16 protein-coding genes and 1 pseudogene are annotated in these 19092 nt (G+C 59.3%); 9 read left to right on the forward strand and 8 right to left on the reverse strand.

What is annotated here, in order from left to right; genetic code table 11:
* Positions 1-213: pseudogene (locus KGA96_RS06005) on the forward strand (IS4 family transposase); the annotation flags it as partial.
* A 61-nt stretch (positions 214-274) separates the two neighbouring features.
* On the opposite strand, the gene KGA96_RS06010 reads toward KGA96_RS06005, so the two are convergent.
* The gene (locus tag KGA96_RS06010) at positions 275-877 is read right to left on the reverse strand and encodes a peroxiredoxin (RefSeq protein WP_007985868.1); all 603 of its coding nucleotides are present in this window, start codon (positions 875-877) and stop codon (positions 275-277) included.
* A 311-nt stretch (positions 878-1188) separates the two neighbouring features.
* Between KGA96_RS06010 and KGA96_RS06015 the strand changes: the two genes are divergently transcribed.
* Together KGA96_RS06015 and bfr are read left to right on the forward strand one after the other, a co-directional pair.
* A complete protein-coding gene (locus tag KGA96_RS06015; RefSeq protein WP_080925403.1) occupies positions 1189-1407 on the forward strand; it encodes a bacterioferritin-associated ferredoxin in 219 nt (72 codons plus the stop codon).
* 198 nt (positions 1408-1605) lie between these two features.
* Positions 1606-2082 carry a bacterioferritin gene (bfr, locus tag KGA96_RS06020; RefSeq protein ID WP_008053519.1) on the forward strand — a complete coding sequence of 159 codons (477 nt, stop codon included), beginning with the start codon at positions 1606-1608 and terminating at the stop codon, positions 2080-2082.
* A gap of 784 nt (positions 2083-2866) precedes the next feature.
* Here bfr and grxD read toward each other — a convergent pair.
* Both grxD and KGA96_RS06030 read right to left on the reverse strand, forming a co-directional pair.
* Complete coding sequence (gene grxD / locus KGA96_RS06025) at positions 2867-3208, reverse strand: Grx4 family monothiol glutaredoxin (RefSeq protein WP_046042012.1); 342 nt, start codon at positions 3206-3208, stop codon at positions 2867-2869.
* Positions 3209-3305: 97 nt separating this feature from the next.
* The gene (locus KGA96_RS06030) at positions 3306-5414 is read right to left on the reverse strand and encodes a molybdopterin oxidoreductase family protein (protein WP_046042011.1); all 2109 of its coding nucleotides are present in this window, start codon (positions 5412-5414) and stop codon (positions 3306-3308) included.
* Between the two features lie 574 nt (positions 5415-5988).
* Here KGA96_RS06030 and argF point away from each other — a divergent pair.
* Both argF and KGA96_RS06040 read left to right on the forward strand, forming a co-directional pair.
* The gene (argF, locus tag KGA96_RS06035; protein ID WP_046042010.1) at positions 5989-6909 is read left to right on the forward strand and encodes an ornithine carbamoyltransferase; all 921 of its coding nucleotides are present in this window, start codon (positions 5989-5991) and stop codon (positions 6907-6909) included.
* Complete coding sequence (locus KGA96_RS06040; protein WP_046042008.1) at positions 6906-8015, forward strand: ABC transporter ATP-binding protein; 1110 nt, start codon at positions 6906-6908, stop codon at positions 8013-8015. The genes argF and KGA96_RS06040 overlap by 4 nt, the downstream gene beginning before the upstream one ends.
* A gap of 114 nt (positions 8016-8129) precedes the next feature.
* Here KGA96_RS06040 and KGA96_RS06045 read toward each other — a convergent pair whose 3' ends face one another.
* Complete coding sequence (locus KGA96_RS06045; protein WP_046042007.1) at positions 8130-8912, reverse strand: PhzF family phenazine biosynthesis protein; 783 nt, start codon at positions 8910-8912, stop codon at positions 8130-8132.
* A 106-nt stretch (positions 8913-9018) separates the two neighbouring features.
* Positions 9019-9489, reverse strand: a complete 471-nt coding sequence (gene ybaK, locus KGA96_RS06050) for a Cys-tRNA(Pro) deacylase (RefSeq protein WP_008053514.1) — start codon at positions 9487-9489, stop codon at positions 9019-9021.
* 348 nt (positions 9490-9837) lie between these two features.
* Between ybaK and KGA96_RS06055 the strand changes: the two genes are divergently transcribed.
* The 4 genes from KGA96_RS06055 to glpD all read left to right on the forward strand — a co-directional run bounded on the left by KGA96_RS06055 (position 9838) and on the right by glpD (position 15152).
* Complete coding sequence (locus tag KGA96_RS06055; protein WP_046042006.1) at positions 9838-10689, forward strand: MIP/aquaporin family protein; 852 nt, start codon at positions 9838-9840, stop codon at positions 10687-10689.
* 74 nt (positions 10690-10763) lie between these two features.
* Positions 10764-12269 (forward strand): glycerol kinase GlpK, encoded by a 1506-nt coding sequence (glpK, locus tag KGA96_RS06060; protein ID WP_046042005.1) that lies wholly within the window; start codon positions 10764-10766, stop codon positions 12267-12269.
* 253 nt (positions 12270-12522) lie between these two features.
* Positions 12523-13278, forward strand: coding sequence for a DeoR/GlpR family transcriptional regulator (locus KGA96_RS06065; protein WP_046042004.1), 756 nt, complete (start codon positions 12523-12525; stop codon positions 13276-13278).
* Between the two features lie 335 nt (positions 13279-13613).
* Entirely contained in the window at positions 13614-15152 is a 1539-nt protein-coding gene (glpD, locus tag KGA96_RS06070) for a glycerol-3-phosphate dehydrogenase (protein ID WP_046042019.1), read from the forward strand.
* Positions 15153-15219: 67 nt separating this feature from the next.
* Here glpD and KGA96_RS06075 read toward each other — a convergent pair whose 3' ends face one another.
* From KGA96_RS06075 to KGA96_RS06085, 3 genes are all read right to left on the reverse strand, one after another.
* Positions 15220-16326, reverse strand: coding sequence for an NADH:flavin oxidoreductase/NADH oxidase (locus KGA96_RS06075; protein WP_046042003.1), 1107 nt, complete (start codon positions 16324-16326; stop codon positions 15220-15222).
* 348 nt (positions 16327-16674) lie between these two features.
* Complete coding sequence (recJ, locus tag KGA96_RS06080) at positions 16675-18384, reverse strand: single-stranded-DNA-specific exonuclease RecJ (RefSeq protein WP_046042001.1); 1710 nt, start codon at positions 18382-18384, stop codon at positions 16675-16677.
* A gap of 66 nt (positions 18385-18450) precedes the next feature.
* Positions 18451-18993, reverse strand: a complete 543-nt coding sequence (locus tag KGA96_RS06085) for a YaeQ family protein (RefSeq protein WP_007971297.1) — start codon at positions 18991-18993, stop codon at positions 18451-18453.
* Between the last annotated feature and the right edge of the window lie 99 nt (positions 18994-19092).

Raw genomic sequence — 19092 nt, forward strand, 5'->3', positions numbered from 1 at the left:
TTTAGCGCGTGTACCTGGGCGATTTTAGGGTTTATCAACAGTGTCTCGGCAGACCGCTCCGGGAACATCCCCAAGTACCTGGCCGAGCTTCATGCCTCAGCCCCGCACTATGTCCTGCCTCATCGGCGAGAGGAGCGTATTTATCCTCGCGCCATCCGGCTCAAATCACCGAAGTATCCGATCAGAAATAAAAATGCCAGTCAGCTTAACTGACTGGCATTAGCCTTGATGGCCGGTTTTTTTGTACCTGCTTTTTATAGCTGGAGCGTGCGCCTTACAGAGCGGCAGCGTGCTCGGTCAGGTAAGCCGCAACGCCTTCTGGCGAAGCGTTCATGCCTTTGTCGCCTTTTTTCCAGTTGGCAGGGCAGACTTCGCCGTGCGCTTCGTGGAATTGCAGAGCGTCGACCAGACGGATCAGCTCTTCCATGTTACGACCCAGCGGCAGGTCGTTGATGATCTGCGAGCGGACAACGCCTTTGTCGTCGATCAGGAACGCGCCACGGAAAGCCACGCCGTCAGCGGACTGAACGTCGTAGGCCTTCATGATGTCCTGCTTGATGTCGGCAGCCATGGTGTAGCGAACCTGGCCGATACCGCCATTGTTCACTGGAGTGTTGCGCCATGCGTTGTGGGTGAAGTGCGAGTCGATCGAAACAGCGATCACTTCAACGTTGCGTGCCTTGAACTCGGACATGCGGTTGTCCAGAGCGATCAACTCGGACGGGCAAACGAAGGTGAAGTCCAGTGGGTAGAAGAACACCAGGCCATATTTGCCTTTGATCGCCGAGGACAGGGTGAAGCTGTCAACGATCTCGCCATTGCCGAGTACGGCCGGTACGGTGAAGTCAGGGGCTTGCTTGCCTACGAGTACGCTCATTGGATATCTCCTGGTGTAATAGCGTGAGAAACGGGGTTCGCATCAGCCTGCCACCCTGAGGCGACAGCCCTGTGACACGATCCCCGGTCGCAAAAGACCGGCCATCATACACCGCGTGTTTGAGCTGGCTTAGCTGTTTTTTCCCCGTGCGATGAAATCCCCGACGGTTTTGTATCACCGATTTGCCAGACCGACCGTTCGTCAGCCATACCCGCTTATGGCAGAAAGTGCCCTGAAACCACTTTGACAATCATTCTCGTTAACATTAAGATCCATCGCAATTGAGTCACAATCAGCGACGGACCTTCCTTATGTATGTTTGCCTCTGCACTGGCGTCACCGACGGTCAAATCCGCGATGCGATCTATGAAGGATGCTGCAGCTACAAGGAAGTCCGTGTGGCTACCGGCGTTGCCAGTCAGTGCGGCAAATGTGCCTGCCTTGCCAAGGAAGTGGTCCGCGAGACTCTGACCAAACTGCAAACGGCCCAGGCTGCAATTCCTTTTCCAACAGAATTTACAGCAGCTTAAATATCGAATTTCAAAGAACCGGACATATGTCCGGTTTTTTTATGCCTCAAAATCAACTAGTTATGCTCTAGACGCGGAACACAAACATTCTTATTCCGATTAATTTTCATTTAAGTTTCAATAACTTAGGTTTGACACTCTTAAATACGCGGCTCAAACTCTGCTCTATTGACAGCTAATACAGGGCAGGACCCCATCATGAAAGGCGACGTTACAGTCATCCAGCATCTCAACAAGATCCTTGCCAATGAGCTGGTCGCGATCAATCAATATTTCCTGCATGCACGCATGTATGAAGATTGGGGCCTGAACAAGCTCGGCAAGCACGAGTACCACGAATCCATCGACGAGATGAAGCACGCGGACAAGCTGATCAAGCGCATCCTGTTCCTTGAAGGCCTGCCGAACGTCCAGGACCTGGGCAAGCTGCACATCGGCGAGCACACCAAGGAAATGCTGGAGTGCGACCTGCGTATCGAGAAAACCGGCCATGCAGACCTGAAAGTTGCCATCGCGCATTGCGAAACAGTTGGCGACTTCGGCAGCCGTGAGCTGCTTGAAGATATCCTCGAGTCCGAAGAAGAACATATCGACTGGCTGGAAACCCAGTTGGGCCTGATCGATAAAGTGGGCCTTGAGAACTACCTGCAATCGCAGATGGGCGAAGACGAGTAAGTTCTACGCCATTAATTTCGATGATCGAGTAGGAGGCGGGGTTGCCCCCGCCGTCCTCTCACACCACCGTACGTACGGTTCCGTATACGGCGGTTCCTGCCTACTGACAAACAACGTCAGCGAGCTTGGTTCCGTTGATGTGTCGCCTGCGGTATCTAAGCGCCCAGACCGGCCCTCGGAGCTTCCGGCTCCTACCTCCTAATGGTCTTGACCTCCGCTACGCGGAGTTTCTGCTTTACGCTCCAACAGAGATCACACCCGACTATCCACTCATGGCAGGTTCAGCCCTTCATTACTCCGGTTTCGAGCAACTACTACGGCCTCTGCTGACTTCTGTCGCCCATCCCGTCATCTCGCGACGCCGGTAGCACATGGCAGGCTAAACAGATCTCCCAGGGTAATTCGCGCGACCTTCCTGCTTATGCCTGTCGGATCTACGTCGCAGCGTTCCGTGCAAGTATCGGGCTTTGAAGATATTGGCCTTCTTACCCCGCTGCGCCGCCTCTATCCGCTTCCTGTTCGTCAGGCCAGCATTTTGCCTCGGGCTTCCTTCAGATTCGCAGTCACCCGCGACACCCTTGCCTCTGGCTAACACTTCCCCTTGCCGGGTGTGTAGAGGACTTTCACCTCCAAGTCACCAGCGTGGCCACCACAGCCAAGCTGGTTGCGCTTACGCGCAACGCGCCATGCCTGGCGCACCAATAAAAAGCCCCGCCCTCTTTCGAGTGGCGGGGCTTTTTGTTACCCGGGTTTCAGGTTTGGCCGAAACCCGGGCAGAAGCGAATCAGGCTTCGGTCTTTGGAGCAGCGGCCTTGGCGGCGGCGTCCTTGATCAGGCTCTGCAGCGAACCGTCAGCAGCCATTTCAGTCATGATGTCGCTACCGCCGACCAGCTCACCGCCGACCCACAGCTGCGGGAAGGTTGGCCAGTTGGCGTATTTTGGCAGGTTGGCGCGGATTTCCGGGTTCTGCAGGATGTCCACGTACGCAAACTTTTCGCCACACGCCATCACGGCCTGCGCGGCTTTCGCGGAGAAGCCGCACTGCGGGGCATTCGGCGAACCTTTCATGTAAAGCAGAATGGTGTTGTTGGCAATCTGCTCTTTAATCGTTTCGATGATATCCATGGAGCACCTCGGCTGAACTTTCCGACTCATGGGTCGGCACGGTGGCGCATTGTAACGGAAAGCCGAGCGCCCTGCTCGGTCTCTCCGTCAGACTGATTCAAGCCGCCGCCACGGTCACCGGCACGCCATTGAGCGCGGCATTTCCCGACAGTTCGTCAATCTGGCGTTCGTCGGTCAGGTCGTTGGCGCTGGAGCCTGGCTGGCTGCTGGCAATCGACATTTGCACGCCAGGCCGCGCATGGCCCCAGCCGTGAGGCAGGCTGACCACGCCTTTCATCATGTCCAGACTGCCAAGCACTTCGACTTCGATCACACCCACCCGCGAGCTGACCCGAACACGCTGCCCGTCACTGAGCCCGCGACTCGCCAGATCGTCCGGATGCATCAGCAACTGGTGACGCGGCTTGCCTTTCACCAACCGATGATAGTTATGCATCCATGAGTTGTTGCTGCGTACATGTCGGCGGCCAATCATCAACAACTCGTCGGCGGCCGGTGCCTGCAAGGCTGCGAAGCGCGCCAGGTCAGCGAGAATCTCGATCGGTGCTGCCTGGATGCGTTGATTGGCAGTCTTCAGGCGGGGCGTCAGGTTAGGCTTGAGCGCGCCCAGATCGACGCCATGGGGATGATCGAACAACGTCGCCAGCGACAGCTTGTGCTCTGAATTGTCACCGTACATCCCGATGCGCAGGCCGCGATCGATCATTTGTGCGGGGGCGATAGTGGGTTTCAACTCTTTGCCGGTCATGGCGGCAAATGCCTTGGCCAGCCCGACGAAGATCTCCCAGTCGTGCAAGGCACCTTCGGGCTTGGCGAGGATGGCACGGTTGAAACGACTGACATTGCGCACCGCGAACAGGTTGAAGGTGGTGTCGTAATGGTCGTTTTCCAGCGCCGACGTGGACGGCAGGATCAGGTCGGCGTAACGCGTGGTTTCATTGATGTACAGATCGATGCTGACCATGAACTCCAGCCCGTCCAGCGCCTGTTCGAGTTGTCGGCCATTGGGTGTGGACAGCACCGGATTGCCCGCCACGGTGATCAACGCGCGGACTTGCCCTTCCCCTTCGGTGAGCATCTCTTCGGCCAGCGCCGAAACAGGTAGTTCTCCGGCGTATTCCGGCCGCCCGGAAACCCGGCTCTGCCACAGATTGAAATGCCCGCCCGAGGTCGACGCCACCAGGTCCACTGCTGGCTCGGTGCACAAGGCACCACCCACGCGATCGAGATTGCCGGTGACCAGATTGATCAACTGCACCACCCAGTGACACAGCGTACCGAAGGCCTGGGTCGAAACGCCCATGCGGCCATAGCAGACGGCACTCGGCGCCGCGGCGAAGTCCCGCGCCAATTGGCGGATCTGTTCGGCCGGCACGGCGCACAACGGACTCATGGCCTCGGCGGTGAACGGCGCGACGGCCTTCCGTACGTCCTCCAGGCCATCCACCGGCAGATGGCTGTCGCGAGTCAGACCTTCAGCGAACAAGGTATTGAGCAGGCCGAACAACAGCGCGGCATCACCGCCCGGGCGAACGAACAGATGCTGATCGGCAATCGCCGCTGTCTCACTACGGCGCGGATCGACCACCACCACTTTGCCACCCCGGGCCTGTATCGCCTTCAAGCGTTTTTCCACATCCGGCACGGTCATGATGCTGCCGTTCGAAGCCAGTGGATTGCCCCCCAGGATCAGCATGAAATCAGTGTGATCGATGTCCGGGATCGGCAGCAGCAAACCGTGGCCGTACATCAAATGACTGGTCAGGTGATGGGGCAATTGATCGACCGACGTTGCGGAAAACCGATTGCGGGTTTTCAGCAGTCCGAGGAAGTAATTGCTGTGGGTCATCAGCCCGTAATTGTGCACGCTCGGATTGCCCTGATAGACCGCCACGGCGTTTTGCCCGTGACGCTCCTGAATGGCGGCGAGGCGTTCGGCGACCAGATTGAATGCCGCTTGCCACTCGATGGGATGCCACTCATTGCCCACCCGCTGCATCGGCTGATGCAGGCGATCCGGATCGTTCTGAATGTCTTGCAGGGCCACGGCCTTGGGGCAGATGTGCCCACGGCTGAACGTATCCTGGGGGTCGCCCTTGATCGAAGTGATCTGGACGTTACCGCCTTCGCCCCTGGTGGTTTCGATGGTCAGGCCACAGATGGCTTCGCACAAATGGCACGCACGGTGATGGAGAGTCTTGGTCATGGCCAGTTTCTGTCTTGTTTTGGGCGGGCAACGTTGGCCGCGGAAACAAAACTATGGCGCCGGAGCCGCCGCCACGCCAGCGACGTTCGTCTTGTGAATCGAGGGTTATCAGGCCAGCCGATGGCCGCCCGAATTCAGTTCGAAGGCAGCCTGGGCGGCGCCTGCAACTGGATTTCCTGAAGGGTTTCAATCGGCCCGTGGGGGCCATGCACGCCGGTCAGCTCGCCGATCAGGCGCCAGTGTTCGTCGAGCCCGGCGCTGATGAATGACAGGTCAGAAACCGACTGTCAGCGCACCATTGCCGCCCAGCCTGATTGCCAAGCCCCGAGGGGCCGGTGTACAAATGAACCGCTGCTATCAGGAAACAGGCTTCAAAAGCGCTACCTCGGTGAACCCGTAGCACCTCTGAAACTCCCTAAAAACTGTAGCCCTATTGGTAAGACGCGACATTTAATTATAAGATCGCGCCTTCCCCTATTTCGTCGCCCCGTGCGGCTTACGCCGCAGGTCTCGCCCGTTGTTCCGTTAAACAAGGCTTTGAGTATCTGCGGTTTGTAGCAAAAGGTAGTCAATGATGAGCGCAAGGCACTTTCTCTCCCTGATGGATTGCACGCCCGAAGAGCTGGTCAGCGTGATCCGTCGAGGCGTTGAGCTCAAGGACCTGCGTAACCGCGGCGTACTGTTCGAGCCTCTGAAAAACCGCGTCTTGGGGATGATTTTCGAGAAATCCTCGACCCGTACCCGGATCTCCTTCGAGGCCGGCATGATCCAGCTCGGCGGGCAGGCGATCTTCCTGTCGCCCCGTGACACCCAACTGGGCCGTGGCGAGCCGATCGGCGACTGCGCCATCGTCATGTCGAGCATGCTCGACGCGGTGATGATCCGTACCTTTGCCCACAGCAACCTGACCGAGTTCGCCGCCAACTCCCGCGTGCCAGTGATCAACGGCCTGTCCGATGACCTGCACCCGTGCCAGTTGCTGGCCGACATGCAGACCTTCCTCGAACACCGCGGCTCCATCCAGGGCAAGACCGTGGCCTGGATCGGCGACGGCAACAACATGTGCAACAGCTATATAGAAGCGGCGATCCAGTTCGACTTCCAGTTACGCGTTGCCTGCCCGGAAGGCTACGAGCCCAACCCGGTGTTCCTGGCCAAGGCCGGCGATCGGGTCACCATCGTTCGCGACCCGAAGGAAGCCGTGCGTGGTGCACACCTGGTGAGCACCGACGTCTGGACCTCCATGGGCCAGGAAGAAGAAACCGCCAAGCGTCTGCAGCTGTTCGCACCGTATCAGGTCAACCGCGCCCTGCTCGACCTGGCCGTTGACGACGTGCTGTTCATGCACTGCCTGCCGGCGCACCGTGGCGAGGAAATCAGCGTCGACCTGCTCGATGACAAGCGCTCGGTGGCCTGGGATCAAGCCGAAAACCGTCTTCATGCGCAAAAAGCCCTGCTCGAGTTCCTCGTCGAACCGGCGTATCACCACGCATGAGCCAGCCATTACTGCTTAACCTGCGCAAACTCGCCTGCGGCTATCAAGACCAGCGCGTGGTGCAGAACCTCAACCTGCACCTGAACGCAGGCGACATCGGTTGCCTGCTGGGCTCGTCGGGCTGCGGCAAGACCACTACCCTGCGGGCGATTGCCGGTTTCGAACCGGTTCACGAAGGCGAAATCCAGCTGGCTGGCGAGACCATCTCCAGCGCCGGCTTCACCCTTGCTCCGGAGAAGCGTCGCATCGGCATGGTGTTCCAGGACTACGCGCTGTTTCCGCATTTGAGCGTGGCCGACAACATCGCCTTCGGCATTCGCAAGCATCCGCAAAAGGATCGCGTGACCGAAGAGCTACTGGAACTGGTTAACCTGAAGAACCTCGGCAAACGCTTCCCCCACGAGCTTTCCGGTGGTCAGCAGCAACGTGTCGCCCTGGCCCGTGCCCTGGCGCCGGAGCCGCAACTGCTGTTGCTCGACGAACCGTTCTCCAACCTCGATGGCGAATTGCGCCGCAAGCTCAGCCATGAAGTACGCGACATCCTCAAGGCCCGTGGCACCAGCGCGATTCTGGTGACTCACGACCAGGAAGAAGCCTTCGCGGTCAGCGACCACGTTGGGGTGTTCAAGGAAGGTCGCCTGGAACAGTGGGACACGCCCTACAACCTGTATCACGAACCGCTGACACCCTTCGTGGCGAGTTTCATCGGCCAGGGCTATTTCATTCGCGGTCAGTTGAGCAGCCCCGAATCGGTGCAAACCGAACTGGGTGAGTTGCGCGGCAATCGGGCCTACACCTGGCCGGTAGGCGGCGCCGTGGATGTACTGCTGCGCCCGGACGATATCGTCTATGCGCCGGACAGCGCACTGAAGGCGCGAATTGCCGGCAAGACGTTCCTGGGTGCATCGACCCTGTATCGCTTGCAACTGCCGACAGGTGCACAGCTGGAATCGATCTTCCCGAGCCATGTCGACCGTCAGGTTGGGGCGGAGGTGGGTATTCGTGTCGCGGCTGAACACCTGGTGCTGTTCCAGGCGTCCGGTAGCACGGCGGCGCAGATTCCGACGGTTGAATCCGGTGTCCGCCGCTACAACACCGCTAACTGAACAACACAATCCCTGTGGGAGCGCGCTTGCTCGCGATTGCGATGGATCAGTCAACACCTCTGTTGAATGTGATACCGCTATCGCGAGCAGGCTCGCTCCTACAGTGGTTTTGGATCAGCCCAACATCAGCGTTCCGCTTGCTACGAGCGTCGCATTGCCGCCGATCTTCACCCGATCGCCTTCCAGGCGACAGAACAATTCCCCACCCCGCGCCGAACGCTGAAAAGCCGTCAGGCTCGACTTGCCCAAACGCTTTGACCAGTACGGAATCAGAAGGCAATGGGTCGATCCGGTCACCGGGTCCTCATTGATGCCGATTGCCGGGGCGAAGTAACGGGAAACGAAATCGTGTTGCTCGCCCCGTGCCGTCACGATGGCGCCCAACCATGGCAGTTTCGCCAGGGCCACCATGTCCGGCTTGCAGTCGAGCACGGCTTGCTCCGACTCCAGCACCACGAACAGCTCATTCGAGGCCAGTACCTCGACAGCCTTCACGCCCAGTGCACGCTCGATGTCCGAGATCACGTTCACCGGCAACGCAGTGATCGCCGGGAAGTCCAGCCACAGGCCTCCGCCCTCCCGCGTCACACTCAACGGGCCGGATTTGCAGGTGAAGTCCAGTCGCTCGACAGGCTCTTTATAGATCTCAAACAGCACATAGGCGCTAGCCAGCGTCGCGTGACCGCACAATGGCACCTCGGTGGTCGGCGTAAACCAGCGGATGTGCCAGCCCTGCCCTTCACGCACGACAAACGCCGTTTCGGCGAGGTTGTGTTCGGCGGCAATCTTTTGCATCAACTCATCGGCGAGCCAGGTATCTAGCCGATAGACCATCGCCGGATTGCCGCTGAATGGCTGACTGCTGAACGCGTCGACCTGATGGAACTCCAGTTGCATAACTTTCTCCCTTTGTCAGACCGCCGAGCATGCCGCGCTGGCCCGGCCGGCACCAGTGACAGAGCAGGCTGATTTTCACCATACAGCACTGCACCCGCTTCGAGGCTCACGCACGGCCGATATCGGCAAACTTCGCCTGGGTGTGTTCGGCCAGCACCGCCGGTGCCAGTTCGACTTCCAATCCACGTCGGCCCGCACTGACAAAAATGCTGGCGAAGGGCTGGGCCGAACTATCAATGAAGGTACGCAAACGCTTCTTCTGCCCCAACGGACTGATCCCGCCCAACAGATAGCCGGTAGAGCGCTGTGCTGCCGCCGGGTCGGCCATTTCGACCTTTTTAACGCCCGCGGCGTGGGCCAGTCCCTTCAAGTCCAGACTGCCGACAACCGGCACCACAGCCACCAGCAACTCGCCCTTCTCGCTGGCCGCCAGCAAGGTCTTGAACACCTGCGCCGGATCGAGCCCGAGTTTTTCCGCCGCTTCCAGCCCGTAGGAGGCAGCCTTGGGATCATGTTCGTAACTGTGTACGCGATGTTCGGCCCGAACCTTTTTCAACAAATCCAATGCGGGGGTCATGACAGCTCCAGACTGGGCGGCAGAAGAAAAATACTGCGCCCGATTCTAGGGCATTGATCAATAAAAGGCTCTACGGCGGCGCATCCATGACGCCATTGCCTGGCCATCCCATCCCCCAATGACTCACTCATTCATGCAACGAATAGTTTTTTTGTGACCGACGGTTCACTTTCGACCTTTGACAGCAGCGTTTCTTGTCTATATTTTTTCGTTTCTGAAACTGTACGAAACGTCCTACCGCTGCACCCAGCAGTAAACCGCGACCAGGATGGGGATCCTGCCTCGGCGAAAAACGCGCTTCGACCATGATGGAAAAAAGCGCCAGACAACAAAAAAAATGAGGTTTCAATGACAACTGCTTTACAACAACCGTCGCTCTCGAGCCAATGCATGGCCGAGTTTCTGGGTACGGCGCTGCTGATCTTTTTTGGTACAGGATGTGTTGCCGCGCTCAAGGTCGCGGGTGCCAGTTTTGGTTTGTGGGAAATCAGCATTATCTGGGGCGTCGGCGTCAGCATGGCGATCTACCTCACCGCCGGTGTTTCCGGTGCTCATCTGAACCCTGCCGTCAGCATTGCCCTGAGCATTTTCGCGGACTTCGAAAAGCGTAAATTGCCTTTCTACATACTCGCCCAAGTGGCGGGCGCCTTCTGCGGAGCGCTGTTGGTCTACACCCTCTACAGCAATCTATTCTTCGAATTCGAACAAACTCACCACATGGTTCGCGGCACTCAAGCCAGCCTCGAGTTGGCCTCCGTGTTCTCCACCTTCCCGAATCAAGTGTTGACCACCGCCCAGGCATTTCTGGTCGAGGTGATCATTACGGCCATCCTGATGGGCGTGATCATGTCCCTGACCGATGACAACAATGGCCTGCCCAAAGGCCCGCTGGCACCGCTGCTGATTGGCCTGCTGATTGCGGTGATCGGCAGTTCGATGGGGCCGCTGACCGGTTTTGCCATGAACCCTGCGCGAGACTTCGGCCCTAAACTGATGACTTTCTTCGCTGGCTGGGGTGAAATTTCCTTCACCGGCGGACGCGATATTCCGTATTTCCTGATTCCTGTTTTTGCACCGATTGTTGGTGCTTGCCTCGGTGCTGCCGCCTATCGCGGGCTGATTGCCCGCCATCTGCCCAGCGCCGTACCTGCTACAAAGGATGCAACAGCTGCCATTGACGGCAAACCCAGAACTTCTTGATACCGTTGGCGCGTGCCCCTGCCCTTTGATCGCGCGCCAGACCTCACTCCCTTATTTCGTCCAAGGCAATCGACATGACCGACACACAGAATAAGAACTACATCATTGCCCTCGATCAGGGTACGACCAGCTCCCGCGCGATCATTTTCGACCGCGACGCGAACGTGGTCTGCACCGCCCAACGGGAGTTCGCACAGCACTACCCGCAAGCCGGCTGGGTCGAACACGATCCGATGGAAATCTTCGCCACCCAAAGCGCCGTGATGGTCGAGGCCCTGGCGCAAGCCGGCCTGCACCACGACCAGGTGGCCGCGATAGGCATCACCAACCAGCGCGAAACCACAGTGGTCTGGGACAAGAACACCGGCCGGCCGATCTACAACGCCATCGTCTGGCAGTGCCGACGCAGCACCGAGATCTGTCAGCAGCTCAAACGCGATGGCCACGAGCAATACATCAGCGACACTACCGGCCTGGTCACCGACCCGTATTTCTCCGGCACCAAGCTCAAGTGGATCCTCGACAATGTCGAAGGCAGCCGCGAACGCGCACGCAACGGTGAACTGCTGTTCGGCACCGTCGACAGCTGGCTGATCTGGAAATTTACCGGCGGCAAGGTGCATGTCACCGACTACACCAACGCTTCGCGCACCATGCTCTTCAACATCCACACCCTGGAGTGGGACGCGAAGATGCTGGAGGTGCTGGATATTCCGCGCGAAATGCTGCCGGAAGTTAAATCGTCCTCGGAAATTTATGGCCGTACCAAAAGCGGCATCGCCATCGGCGGCATCGCTGGCGACCAGCAAGCCGCCCTGTTCGGCCAGATGTGCGTCGAGCCAGGCCAGGCGAAAAACACCTACGGCACTGGCTGCTTCCTGTTGATGAACACCGGCGACAAAGCCGTGAAATCCCAACACGGCATGCTCACCACCATCGCTTGCGGCCCACGTGGCGAAGTGGCCTATGCGCTGGAAGGTGCGGTGTTCAACGGCGGCTCCACCGTACAGTGGCTGCGTGACGAGCTGAAAATCATCAACGACGCCCACGACACCGAATACTTCGCCAACAAGGTCAAGGACAGCAACGGCGTGTACCTGGTGCCGGCCTTCACCGGTCTTGGCGCTCCCTACTGGGATCCGTACGCCCGTGGCGCATTGTTCGGCCTGACCCGCGGCGTACGCGTGGATCACATCATTCGTGCCGCGCTGGAGTCGATTGCCTACCAGACCCGCGACGTGCTCGACGCCATGCAGCAGGACTCCGGCGAACGCCTCAAGGCCCTGCGCGTGGATGGCGGCGCGGTGGCGAACAATTTCCTCATGCAGTTCCAGGCCGACATCCTCGGCACACAGGTCGAGCGCCCGCAAATGCGCGAAACCACGGCACTGGGTGCAGCTTACCTGGCAGGCCTGGCCTGTGGCTTCTGGGGCAGCCTGGAGGAGTTGCGCGGCAAGGCCGTGATTGAGCGCAAGTTCGAGCCGACGCTGGATGAAACGGCGAAGGAAAAACTCTACGCAGGCTGGAAAAAAGCGGTCAGCCGCACCCGTAATTGGGCGGCTGAAGACGAAGCTGAATAAGCGAACTCCAGTCCCCGTATCTGTATGTCCAAACAGCGTGAAAACGTAGCGAGCGAAGGAAAGACAAGGCAAAAACAGGCGAGGACCGGCTGGGGTCGCACCCGACTTTACGAGGTTGTAAATGAGCAGTCCGAGCCTGTTTTTAACGCAGGATTTCCGAGCGCAGTAGTTTTCACGTTGTTTGGAAACTGGTCGGGAGCAGATTCCTGCGTCATCATGGGCAAATTTTGCACGGCAGCCCAAAGGACGCCCCATGAATCTGCCTCCCCGTCAGCAGCAAATCCTCGAACTGGTTCGCGAACGCGGCTATGTCAGCATCGAGGAAATGGCCACGCTGTTCGTAGTTACCCCGCAAACCATTCGCCGCGACATCAACCAGCTCGCGGAAGCCAATTTACTGCGTCGCTACCACGGCGGCGCGGCTTACGACTCCAGCGTTGAAAACACCGCCTACGCCATGCGCGCCGATCAGATGCGCGATGAGAAACAGCGTATCGGCGAAGCCATTGCCGCGCAGATTCCCGACCATGCCTCGTTGTTCATCAACATCGGCACGACCACCGAATCCATTGCCCGGGCACTGCTCAATCACAATCACCTGAAGATCATCACCAACAACCTGCACGTCGCCTCCATGCTCAGCGCCAAGGACGATTTCGATGTCCTGCTGACCGGCGGCAACGTGCGGCGCGATGGTGGCGTGGTGGGTCAGGCCAGTGTCGACTTCATCAACCAGTTCAAGGTCGACTTCGCCCTGGTCGGCATCAGCGGCATCGATGAAGACGGCAGCCTGCTGGACTTCGACTATCAGGAAGTGCGGGTATCCCAGGCGATCATCGCCAATGCCCGACAAGTGATCCTCGCTGCCGACTCCAGCAAGTTCGGGCGCAACGCCATGATTCGCTTGGGGCCGATCAGCCTGGTCGATTGCCTGGTCACCGATCAGCAGCCTTCCCCGGCACTGGCGCAGTTGTTGAACCAGCACAAGGTTCGGCTGGAGGTCGTTTAAGCACACCGCCCCCCTGTGGCGAGGGGGCTTGTCGGATCGCCGCACCGCCCCGTTGGGTCGCGAAGCGGCCCTAAAACCATTCAGCCGAGTTCAGGCAGGCACATCCATAGCCCCAACCTGCGACGGCTTCGCCGCCGAACGGGGGCAAGCCCCCTCGCCACAAAAGCAGCCTGCTACCTTTCAATGTTCGTAAATTTTCCTTTAACGGCCCTTCGATGAGTATTTTCAATCGAAGCTGACTGGCTGTGCGCGTCTTTATGGGCTAGTATTTTCGCAAATGAACATTAATGTTCGAATTCAAATACAGAACATCAAAGAATTCCGAGGCCGTGCCGATGCCCAATTCCACCTTGCCTACGCCCCCTCTCGCCGAGGTCTACGATATCGCCGTCATCGGTGGCGGGATCAATGGCGTGGGGATCGCAGCGGATGCCGCCGGTCGCGGTCTCTCGGTGTTCCTTTGTGAAAAGGATGACCTGGCCAGCCATACCTCGTCGGCCAGCAGCAAGCTGATCCACGGTGGCCTGCGCTATCTCGAACATTACGAATTCCGCCTGGTGCGTGAAGCCCTGGCCGAACGTGAAGTGCTGTTGGCCAAGGCTCCACACATCGTCAAGCAAATGCGTTTCGTGTTGCCGCACCGCCCGCACCTGCGCCCGGCGTGGATGATTCGCGCCGGTCTGTTCCTCTATGACAACCTGGGCAAGCGCGAGCAACTGCAAGGTTCGAAAAGCCTGAAGTTCGGCACCGACAGCGCGCTCAAAAGCGAGATCACAAAGGGCTTTGAATACTCCGATTGCTGGGTCGACGATGCGCGCCTGGTAGTTTTGAACGCTATGGCCGCCCGGGAAAAAGGCGCCCACGTTCATACCCAGACCCGCTGCGTCAGCGCACGCCGCGCCAAGGGCTTGTGGCACCTGCACCTGGAACGCGCCGATGGCAGCCTGTTTTCGATTCGCGCCAAGGCATTGGTGAACGCAGCCGGGCCATGGGTCGCCAAGTTCATTCGTGATGACTTGAAGATGGAATCGCCATATGGCATCCGCCTGATTCAGGGCAGCCACCTGATCGTGCCGAAACTGTACGAAGGCGAACACGCGCACATTCTGCAAAACGAAGATCAGCGCATCGTGTTCACCATTCCGTACCTGAATCACTTCACCCTGATCGGCACCACCGACCGCGAGTACACCGGCGATCCGGCAAAAGTGGCGATTACCGACGGCGAAACCGATTACCTGTTGAACGTGGTCAACGCTCATTTCAAAAAGCAAATCAGCCGCGACGACATCCTGCACAGCTATTCAGGTGTGCGCCCGCTGTGCAACGACGAATCCGACAACCCGTCGGCCGTGACCCGCGATTACACCCTGGCGCTGTCTGGCACAGGCGAAGAGGCTCCATTGCTGTCGGTGTTCGGCGGCAAGCTCACCACCTATCGCAAACTGGCCGAGTCGGCGCTGGCGCAACTGGCACCCTACTTCAAGCACATAAAGCCAAGCTGGACCGCCAGCGCCACGCTGCCGGGCGGTGAAGACATGACCACCCCGCAAGCCTTGAGCTCGCGTATCCGCGACAAATTCGACTGGGTACCGAGCGAGATCGCTCGCCGCTGGGCCACTACCTACGGCAGCCGCACCTGGCGCATGCTCGAAGGCGTACAGGACCTCAGCGATATGGGCGAGCACATCGGCGGCGGTCTCTACACTCGCGAAGTTGACTATCTGTGCAGTGAAGAATGGGCAACCAGTGCCCACGACATCCTCTGGCGTCGCAGTAAGCTCGGCTTGTTCACGACGGTGGCCGAACAGGAAAAGCTCAAGGGCTACCTGAGCCAGGTCGAACAGAACCGCAGCAAGATCGAAGCGGCCTGATCAGTCATCGGCATAAACAAAAGCCCCTGAATCTCGCGATTCAGGGGCTTTTTCGTATCGATGGATTTCAGTCGCGCAGATCCGATTCATGAATCGGCTGCTCACGATGAGTCGCCCGCTGATACTGCGCCGGCCATACGGCCTTGTGCCCGCCCAGGTCGTCATCCGCGTGCAGCGCCCAGTACGGATCGCGCAACAACTCACGGGCCAGGAAGATGATGTCCGCCTGACAGGTACGCAGGATGTGCTCGGCCTGGGCCGGCTCGGTAATCATGCCGACTGTGCCGGTGGCCATGCCCGATTCCTTGCGCACACGCTCGGCGAAGCGGGTCTGGTAACCCGGTCCAGTGGGAATCTCCGCATTCGCCGCCGTCCCGCCCGACGAGACGTCGATCAGGTCGACCCCCTGGGCTTTGAGGCGGCGTGCCAGCTCCACGGTTTCATCGGGGTTCCAGCCGTCTTCCACCCAGTCGGTGGCCGAGACCCGGACAAACACCGGCAACTCTTCAGGCCACACCGCGCGCACCGCTTCGGTGACCTGCAGCACCAGCCGAATACGATTTTCGAACGAACCGCCATATTGATCGCGACGTTGATTGCTCAACGGCGACAGGAATTGATGCAGCAGGTAACCATGGGCCGCGTGCACTTCGACCACCTTGAAACCGGCCGTCAGTGACCGCTTTGCCGCATCGACAAAGGCCTGGATGACCTTGGCGATCTCGCCGTCATCGAGTTGCCTGGGTTGGGTGTGCTGTGGATCGAATGCAATCGGTGAAGGGCCGACCGGCACCCAGCCACCCTCATCGGGCTTGACGCTGCCATGCTTGCCGAGCCACGGCCGGTAGGTGCTGGCCTTGCGCCCGGCATGGGCCAGCTGAATGCCGGCAACGGCGCCCTGGGCGTTGATGAAGCGGGTGATGCGTTGCAGGGGTTCAATCTGTTCGTCATTCCACAGACCGAGGTCCTCGGCCGTGATACGCCCGTCGGCGGTGACCGCCGTGGCTTCGGTAAACACCAGCCCGGCCCCGCCGACAGCGCGGCTGCCGAGGTGGACCAGGTGCCAGTCATTGGCCAGGCCATCGGCACTGGAGTACTGGCACATCGGCGATACCGCGATGCGGTTGGGCAGGGTCAATTGGCGAAGGGTAAAGGGTTCAAGCAGCAGACTCATGGGGCACCTCTCGAATCAGTGGGCAGGCTCCAGGTTCTGTTTGAATAGTCGACGAGTGACAGGAAAAAGGTACAACACCCGCCCCCGCGGGCAAAAAATTCGACAAGACGTCACAAGGCCAAAATCAAGCAGTGCTTAGAGCCTAGTCGACATCGACGGATCAGGGAGGGCTCAAGAATTGAAACACTTCAATCAGCGTTCAATGCGACCTCTGTGGCGAGGGAGCTTGCTCCCGCTGGGTGGCGTAGCCACCCCAAAACCTGTCACTGCGGACTATCAAAATAACCACGTCTGACCATTTGGGTGTGCTGCGCGCACCAGCGGGAGCAAGCTCCCTCGCCACAAAAGCTACCGCGGTTCGATGTGGGCAATCATCAGTTGAACCGTCTCGTTGCCACGAAACTCGTTGAGGTCGAGCTTGTAGGCCAGTTCCACCCACTTGATGGTCGGATTCGGCCAGATGTCGCGGTCGATCCCGAAGGCAATGCCGTCGAGCTTCACCGAACCACATTCACTTTTGAGCACGACTTTAAGGTGCCGCTCGCCAACGACACGCTGCTCGACCAACTGGAACACCCCATGAAACAACGGCTCCGGGAAGTGCTGGCCCCAAGGGCCGGCATGCCGCAGGGCACGGGCCAGTTCCAGGTGGAACTCTTCCACCGCCAGGGTGCCGTCCGACAACAGGCGGCCCGTCAGGTCTTCCTCGCGCAGTTGCCGGCGCACTTCAGCGTCGAAGGCTTCGGCGAACAAGGGGAAATTCGCTTCCGGCAGCGTCAGGCCGGCCGCCATCGCGTGGCCACCGTATTTGGTAATCAGATTCGGATGCTGCGCCGCCACCACGCTCAAGGCGTCGCGGATGTGAAAGCCCTGGACCGAACGCCCCGAGCCCTTGAGCAGGCCATCCCCGGCATCGGCAAAGGCGATGGTCGGGCGGAAATAGCGCTCTTTCATCCGTGACGCGAGGATACCGATGACACCCTGGTGCCACTCGGGATCGAACAGGCACAAGCCGAACGGCATCGACTCCACCGGCAGATCCTTGAGCTGCGCCAGCGCTTCACGCTGCATGCCTTGCTCGATGGATTTGCGATCCTGGTTCATGCCGTCCAGTTGCGCCGCCATCTCACGGGCCAGACCTGCGTCTTCGGTCAGCAGGCATTCGATACCCAGGCTCATGTCATCCAGGCGCCCTGCGGCGTTCAGGCGTGGGCCGACAATGAAACCCAGATCGGTGGACGTGATGCGCGCATGATCGCGCTTGGCCACTTCGAGGATCGCCTTGATCCCCGGCCGGGCACGTCCGGCGCGAATCCGTTCCAGGCCCTGATGCACCAGAATCCGGTTGTTGGCATCCAACGGCACCACGTCGGCCACACTGCCCAGAGCCACCAGATCAAGCAGTTCGCCGATATTCGGCTGCGGCTTGCTTGTGTACCAGCCGAGTTCGCGCAATCGCGCGCGCAGGGCCATCAACACATAGAAAATCACCCCGACACCGGCCAGCGCCTTGCTCGGAAACTCGCAACCTGGCTGGTTCGGATTGACGATGGCATCGGCCAGCGGCAGCTCGTCGCCGGGCAAGTGGTGGTCGGTGACGAGCACCTTGAGCCCGGCCTTTTTCGCCGCTGCCACGCCTTCGACGCTGGAGATGCCGTTGTCGACGGTGATCAACAAATGCGGCTGACGCTCGAGCGCCACCGCGACGATTTCAGGTGTCAGACCGTAGCCGTAATCGAATCGGTTGGGCACCAGATAATCGACATGTGCCGCACCCAGCAAACGCAGGCCCAGCGTGCCCACGGTGCTGGCCGTCGCGCCGTCGGCATCAAAGTCGCCGACGATCAGGATGCGCTGGCGCTGTTCGAGCGCAGTCACCAGCAAATCCACCGCTGCATCGATGCCCTTGAGTTGCTGGAACGGAATCAACCGCGCCAGGCTCTTGTCCAGTTCCGCCTCGGACAGCACGCCCCGAGCCGCGTACAGGCGGGTCAACAGCGGCGGAATATCACCGAGGAATGGCAGGGTGTCGGGCAGCAGGCGAGGTTCGATGCGCATGGGGTGAAAGATGCTTCTCTTCAATACGTAGGATAAAACCGGGTGACGCGGGGCAGCAGCGAAAAATCAGCCGCGCTCACCGGCCAGCCACTGCAACTGAACTTCGTGCTGACCACGGTCGTCGGTGACGAAAATCGTCCCTTCGCTGATCATCACGTCCCACTTGATAACGCGGGGCATGTCTTTGGCCAGGGTTTCCAGGACCTCCTGAGGCACGGCAGCGATGTTGACGTTCTTCAGGTTTTTCACCGCCGGCACCACTTTGCCTTCCCACACGCGCAGGCTGCCGTAGGCCAGCAGGCTGGTGCGTTCAGTGCGGCGCGAGCACCAGGTCAGGCGCTCGGCATCCGGCTGGCCGACTTCTATCCAGTGCAGGACGCGGTCATCCAGGCTTTTTTCCCACAAGGCCGGTTCATCCACTTCCGACAGACCACGGCCAAAAGACAGCTGCTCGTTGTACCAGAGGGCGTAGGCCAGCAGGCGCACGGTCATACGCTCTTCGGTTTCCGAAGGATGACGGGCGATGGTCTGCTTTACGCTCTCATAGACGCTGCGGTCGAGGTCGGTGAGGTTCAGTTCAAACTTGTAGGTCGTGGACGGCTGGGCCATGAACGGGCTTCTTGATACGAGGAAAGGCGGCAAGTCTAACCGATGCGACGGGCAATCCACGAATTGAACACAATCAAGCTGGAGCGTCGGACAGTCGGC

This window comes from Pseudomonas sp. GL-R-26 (genome assembly GCF_019947365.1).
Taxonomy (GTDB): domain Bacteria; phylum Pseudomonadota; class Gammaproteobacteria; order Pseudomonadales; family Pseudomonadaceae; genus Aquipseudomonas.

Coding starts and splice junctions, on each gene's coding strand:
- glpK (WP_046042005.1), top strand. CDS start 10,764: ATGACCGACACACAGAATAAGAACTACATCATTGCCCTCGATCAGGGT.
- KGA96_RS06010 (WP_007985868.1), bottom strand. CDS start 877: ATGAGCGTACTCGTAGGCAAGCAAGCCCCTGACTTCACCGTACCGGCC.
- KGA96_RS06085 (WP_007971297.1), bottom strand. CDS start 18,993: ATGGCCCAGCCGTCCACGACCTACAAGTTTGAACTGAACCTCACCGAC.
- bfr (WP_008053519.1), top strand. CDS start 1,606: ATGAAAGGCGACGTTACAGTCATCCAGCATCTCAACAAGATCCTTGCC.
- ybaK (WP_008053514.1), bottom strand. CDS start 9,489: ATGACCCCCGCATTGGATTTGTTGAAAAAGGTTCGGGCCGAACATCGC.
- KGA96_RS06015 (WP_080925403.1), top strand. CDS start 1,189: ATGTATGTTTGCCTCTGCACTGGCGTCACCGACGGTCAAATCCGCGAT.
- KGA96_RS06040 (WP_046042008.1), top strand. CDS start 6,906: ATGAGCCAGCCATTACTGCTTAACCTGCGCAAACTCGCCTGCGGCTAT.
- KGA96_RS06065 (WP_046042004.1), top strand. CDS start 12,523: ATGAATCTGCCTCCCCGTCAGCAGCAAATCCTCGAACTGGTTCGCGAA.
- KGA96_RS06030 (WP_046042011.1), bottom strand. CDS start 5,414: ATGACCAAGACTCTCCATCACCGTGCGTGCCATTTGTGCGAAGCCATC.
- argF (WP_046042010.1), top strand. CDS start 5,989: ATGAGCGCAAGGCACTTTCTCTCCCTGATGGATTGCACGCCCGAAGAG.
- glpD (WP_046042019.1), top strand. CDS start 13,614: ATGCCCAATTCCACCTTGCCTACGCCCCCTCTCGCCGAGGTCTACGAT.
- recJ (WP_046042001.1), bottom strand. CDS start 18,384: ATGCGCATCGAACCTCGCCTGCTGCCCGACACCCTGCCATTCCTCGGT.
- KGA96_RS06055 (WP_046042006.1), top strand. CDS start 9,838: ATGACAACTGCTTTACAACAACCGTCGCTCTCGAGCCAATGCATGGCC.
- grxD (WP_046042012.1), bottom strand. CDS start 3,208: ATGGATATCATCGAAACGATTAAAGAGCAGATTGCCAACAACACCATT.
- KGA96_RS06045 (WP_046042007.1), bottom strand. CDS start 8,912: ATGCAACTGGAGTTCCATCAGGTCGACGCGTTCAGCAGTCAGCCATTC.
- KGA96_RS06075 (WP_046042003.1), bottom strand. CDS start 16,326: ATGAGTCTGCTGCTTGAACCCTTTACCCTTCGCCAATTGACCCTGCCC.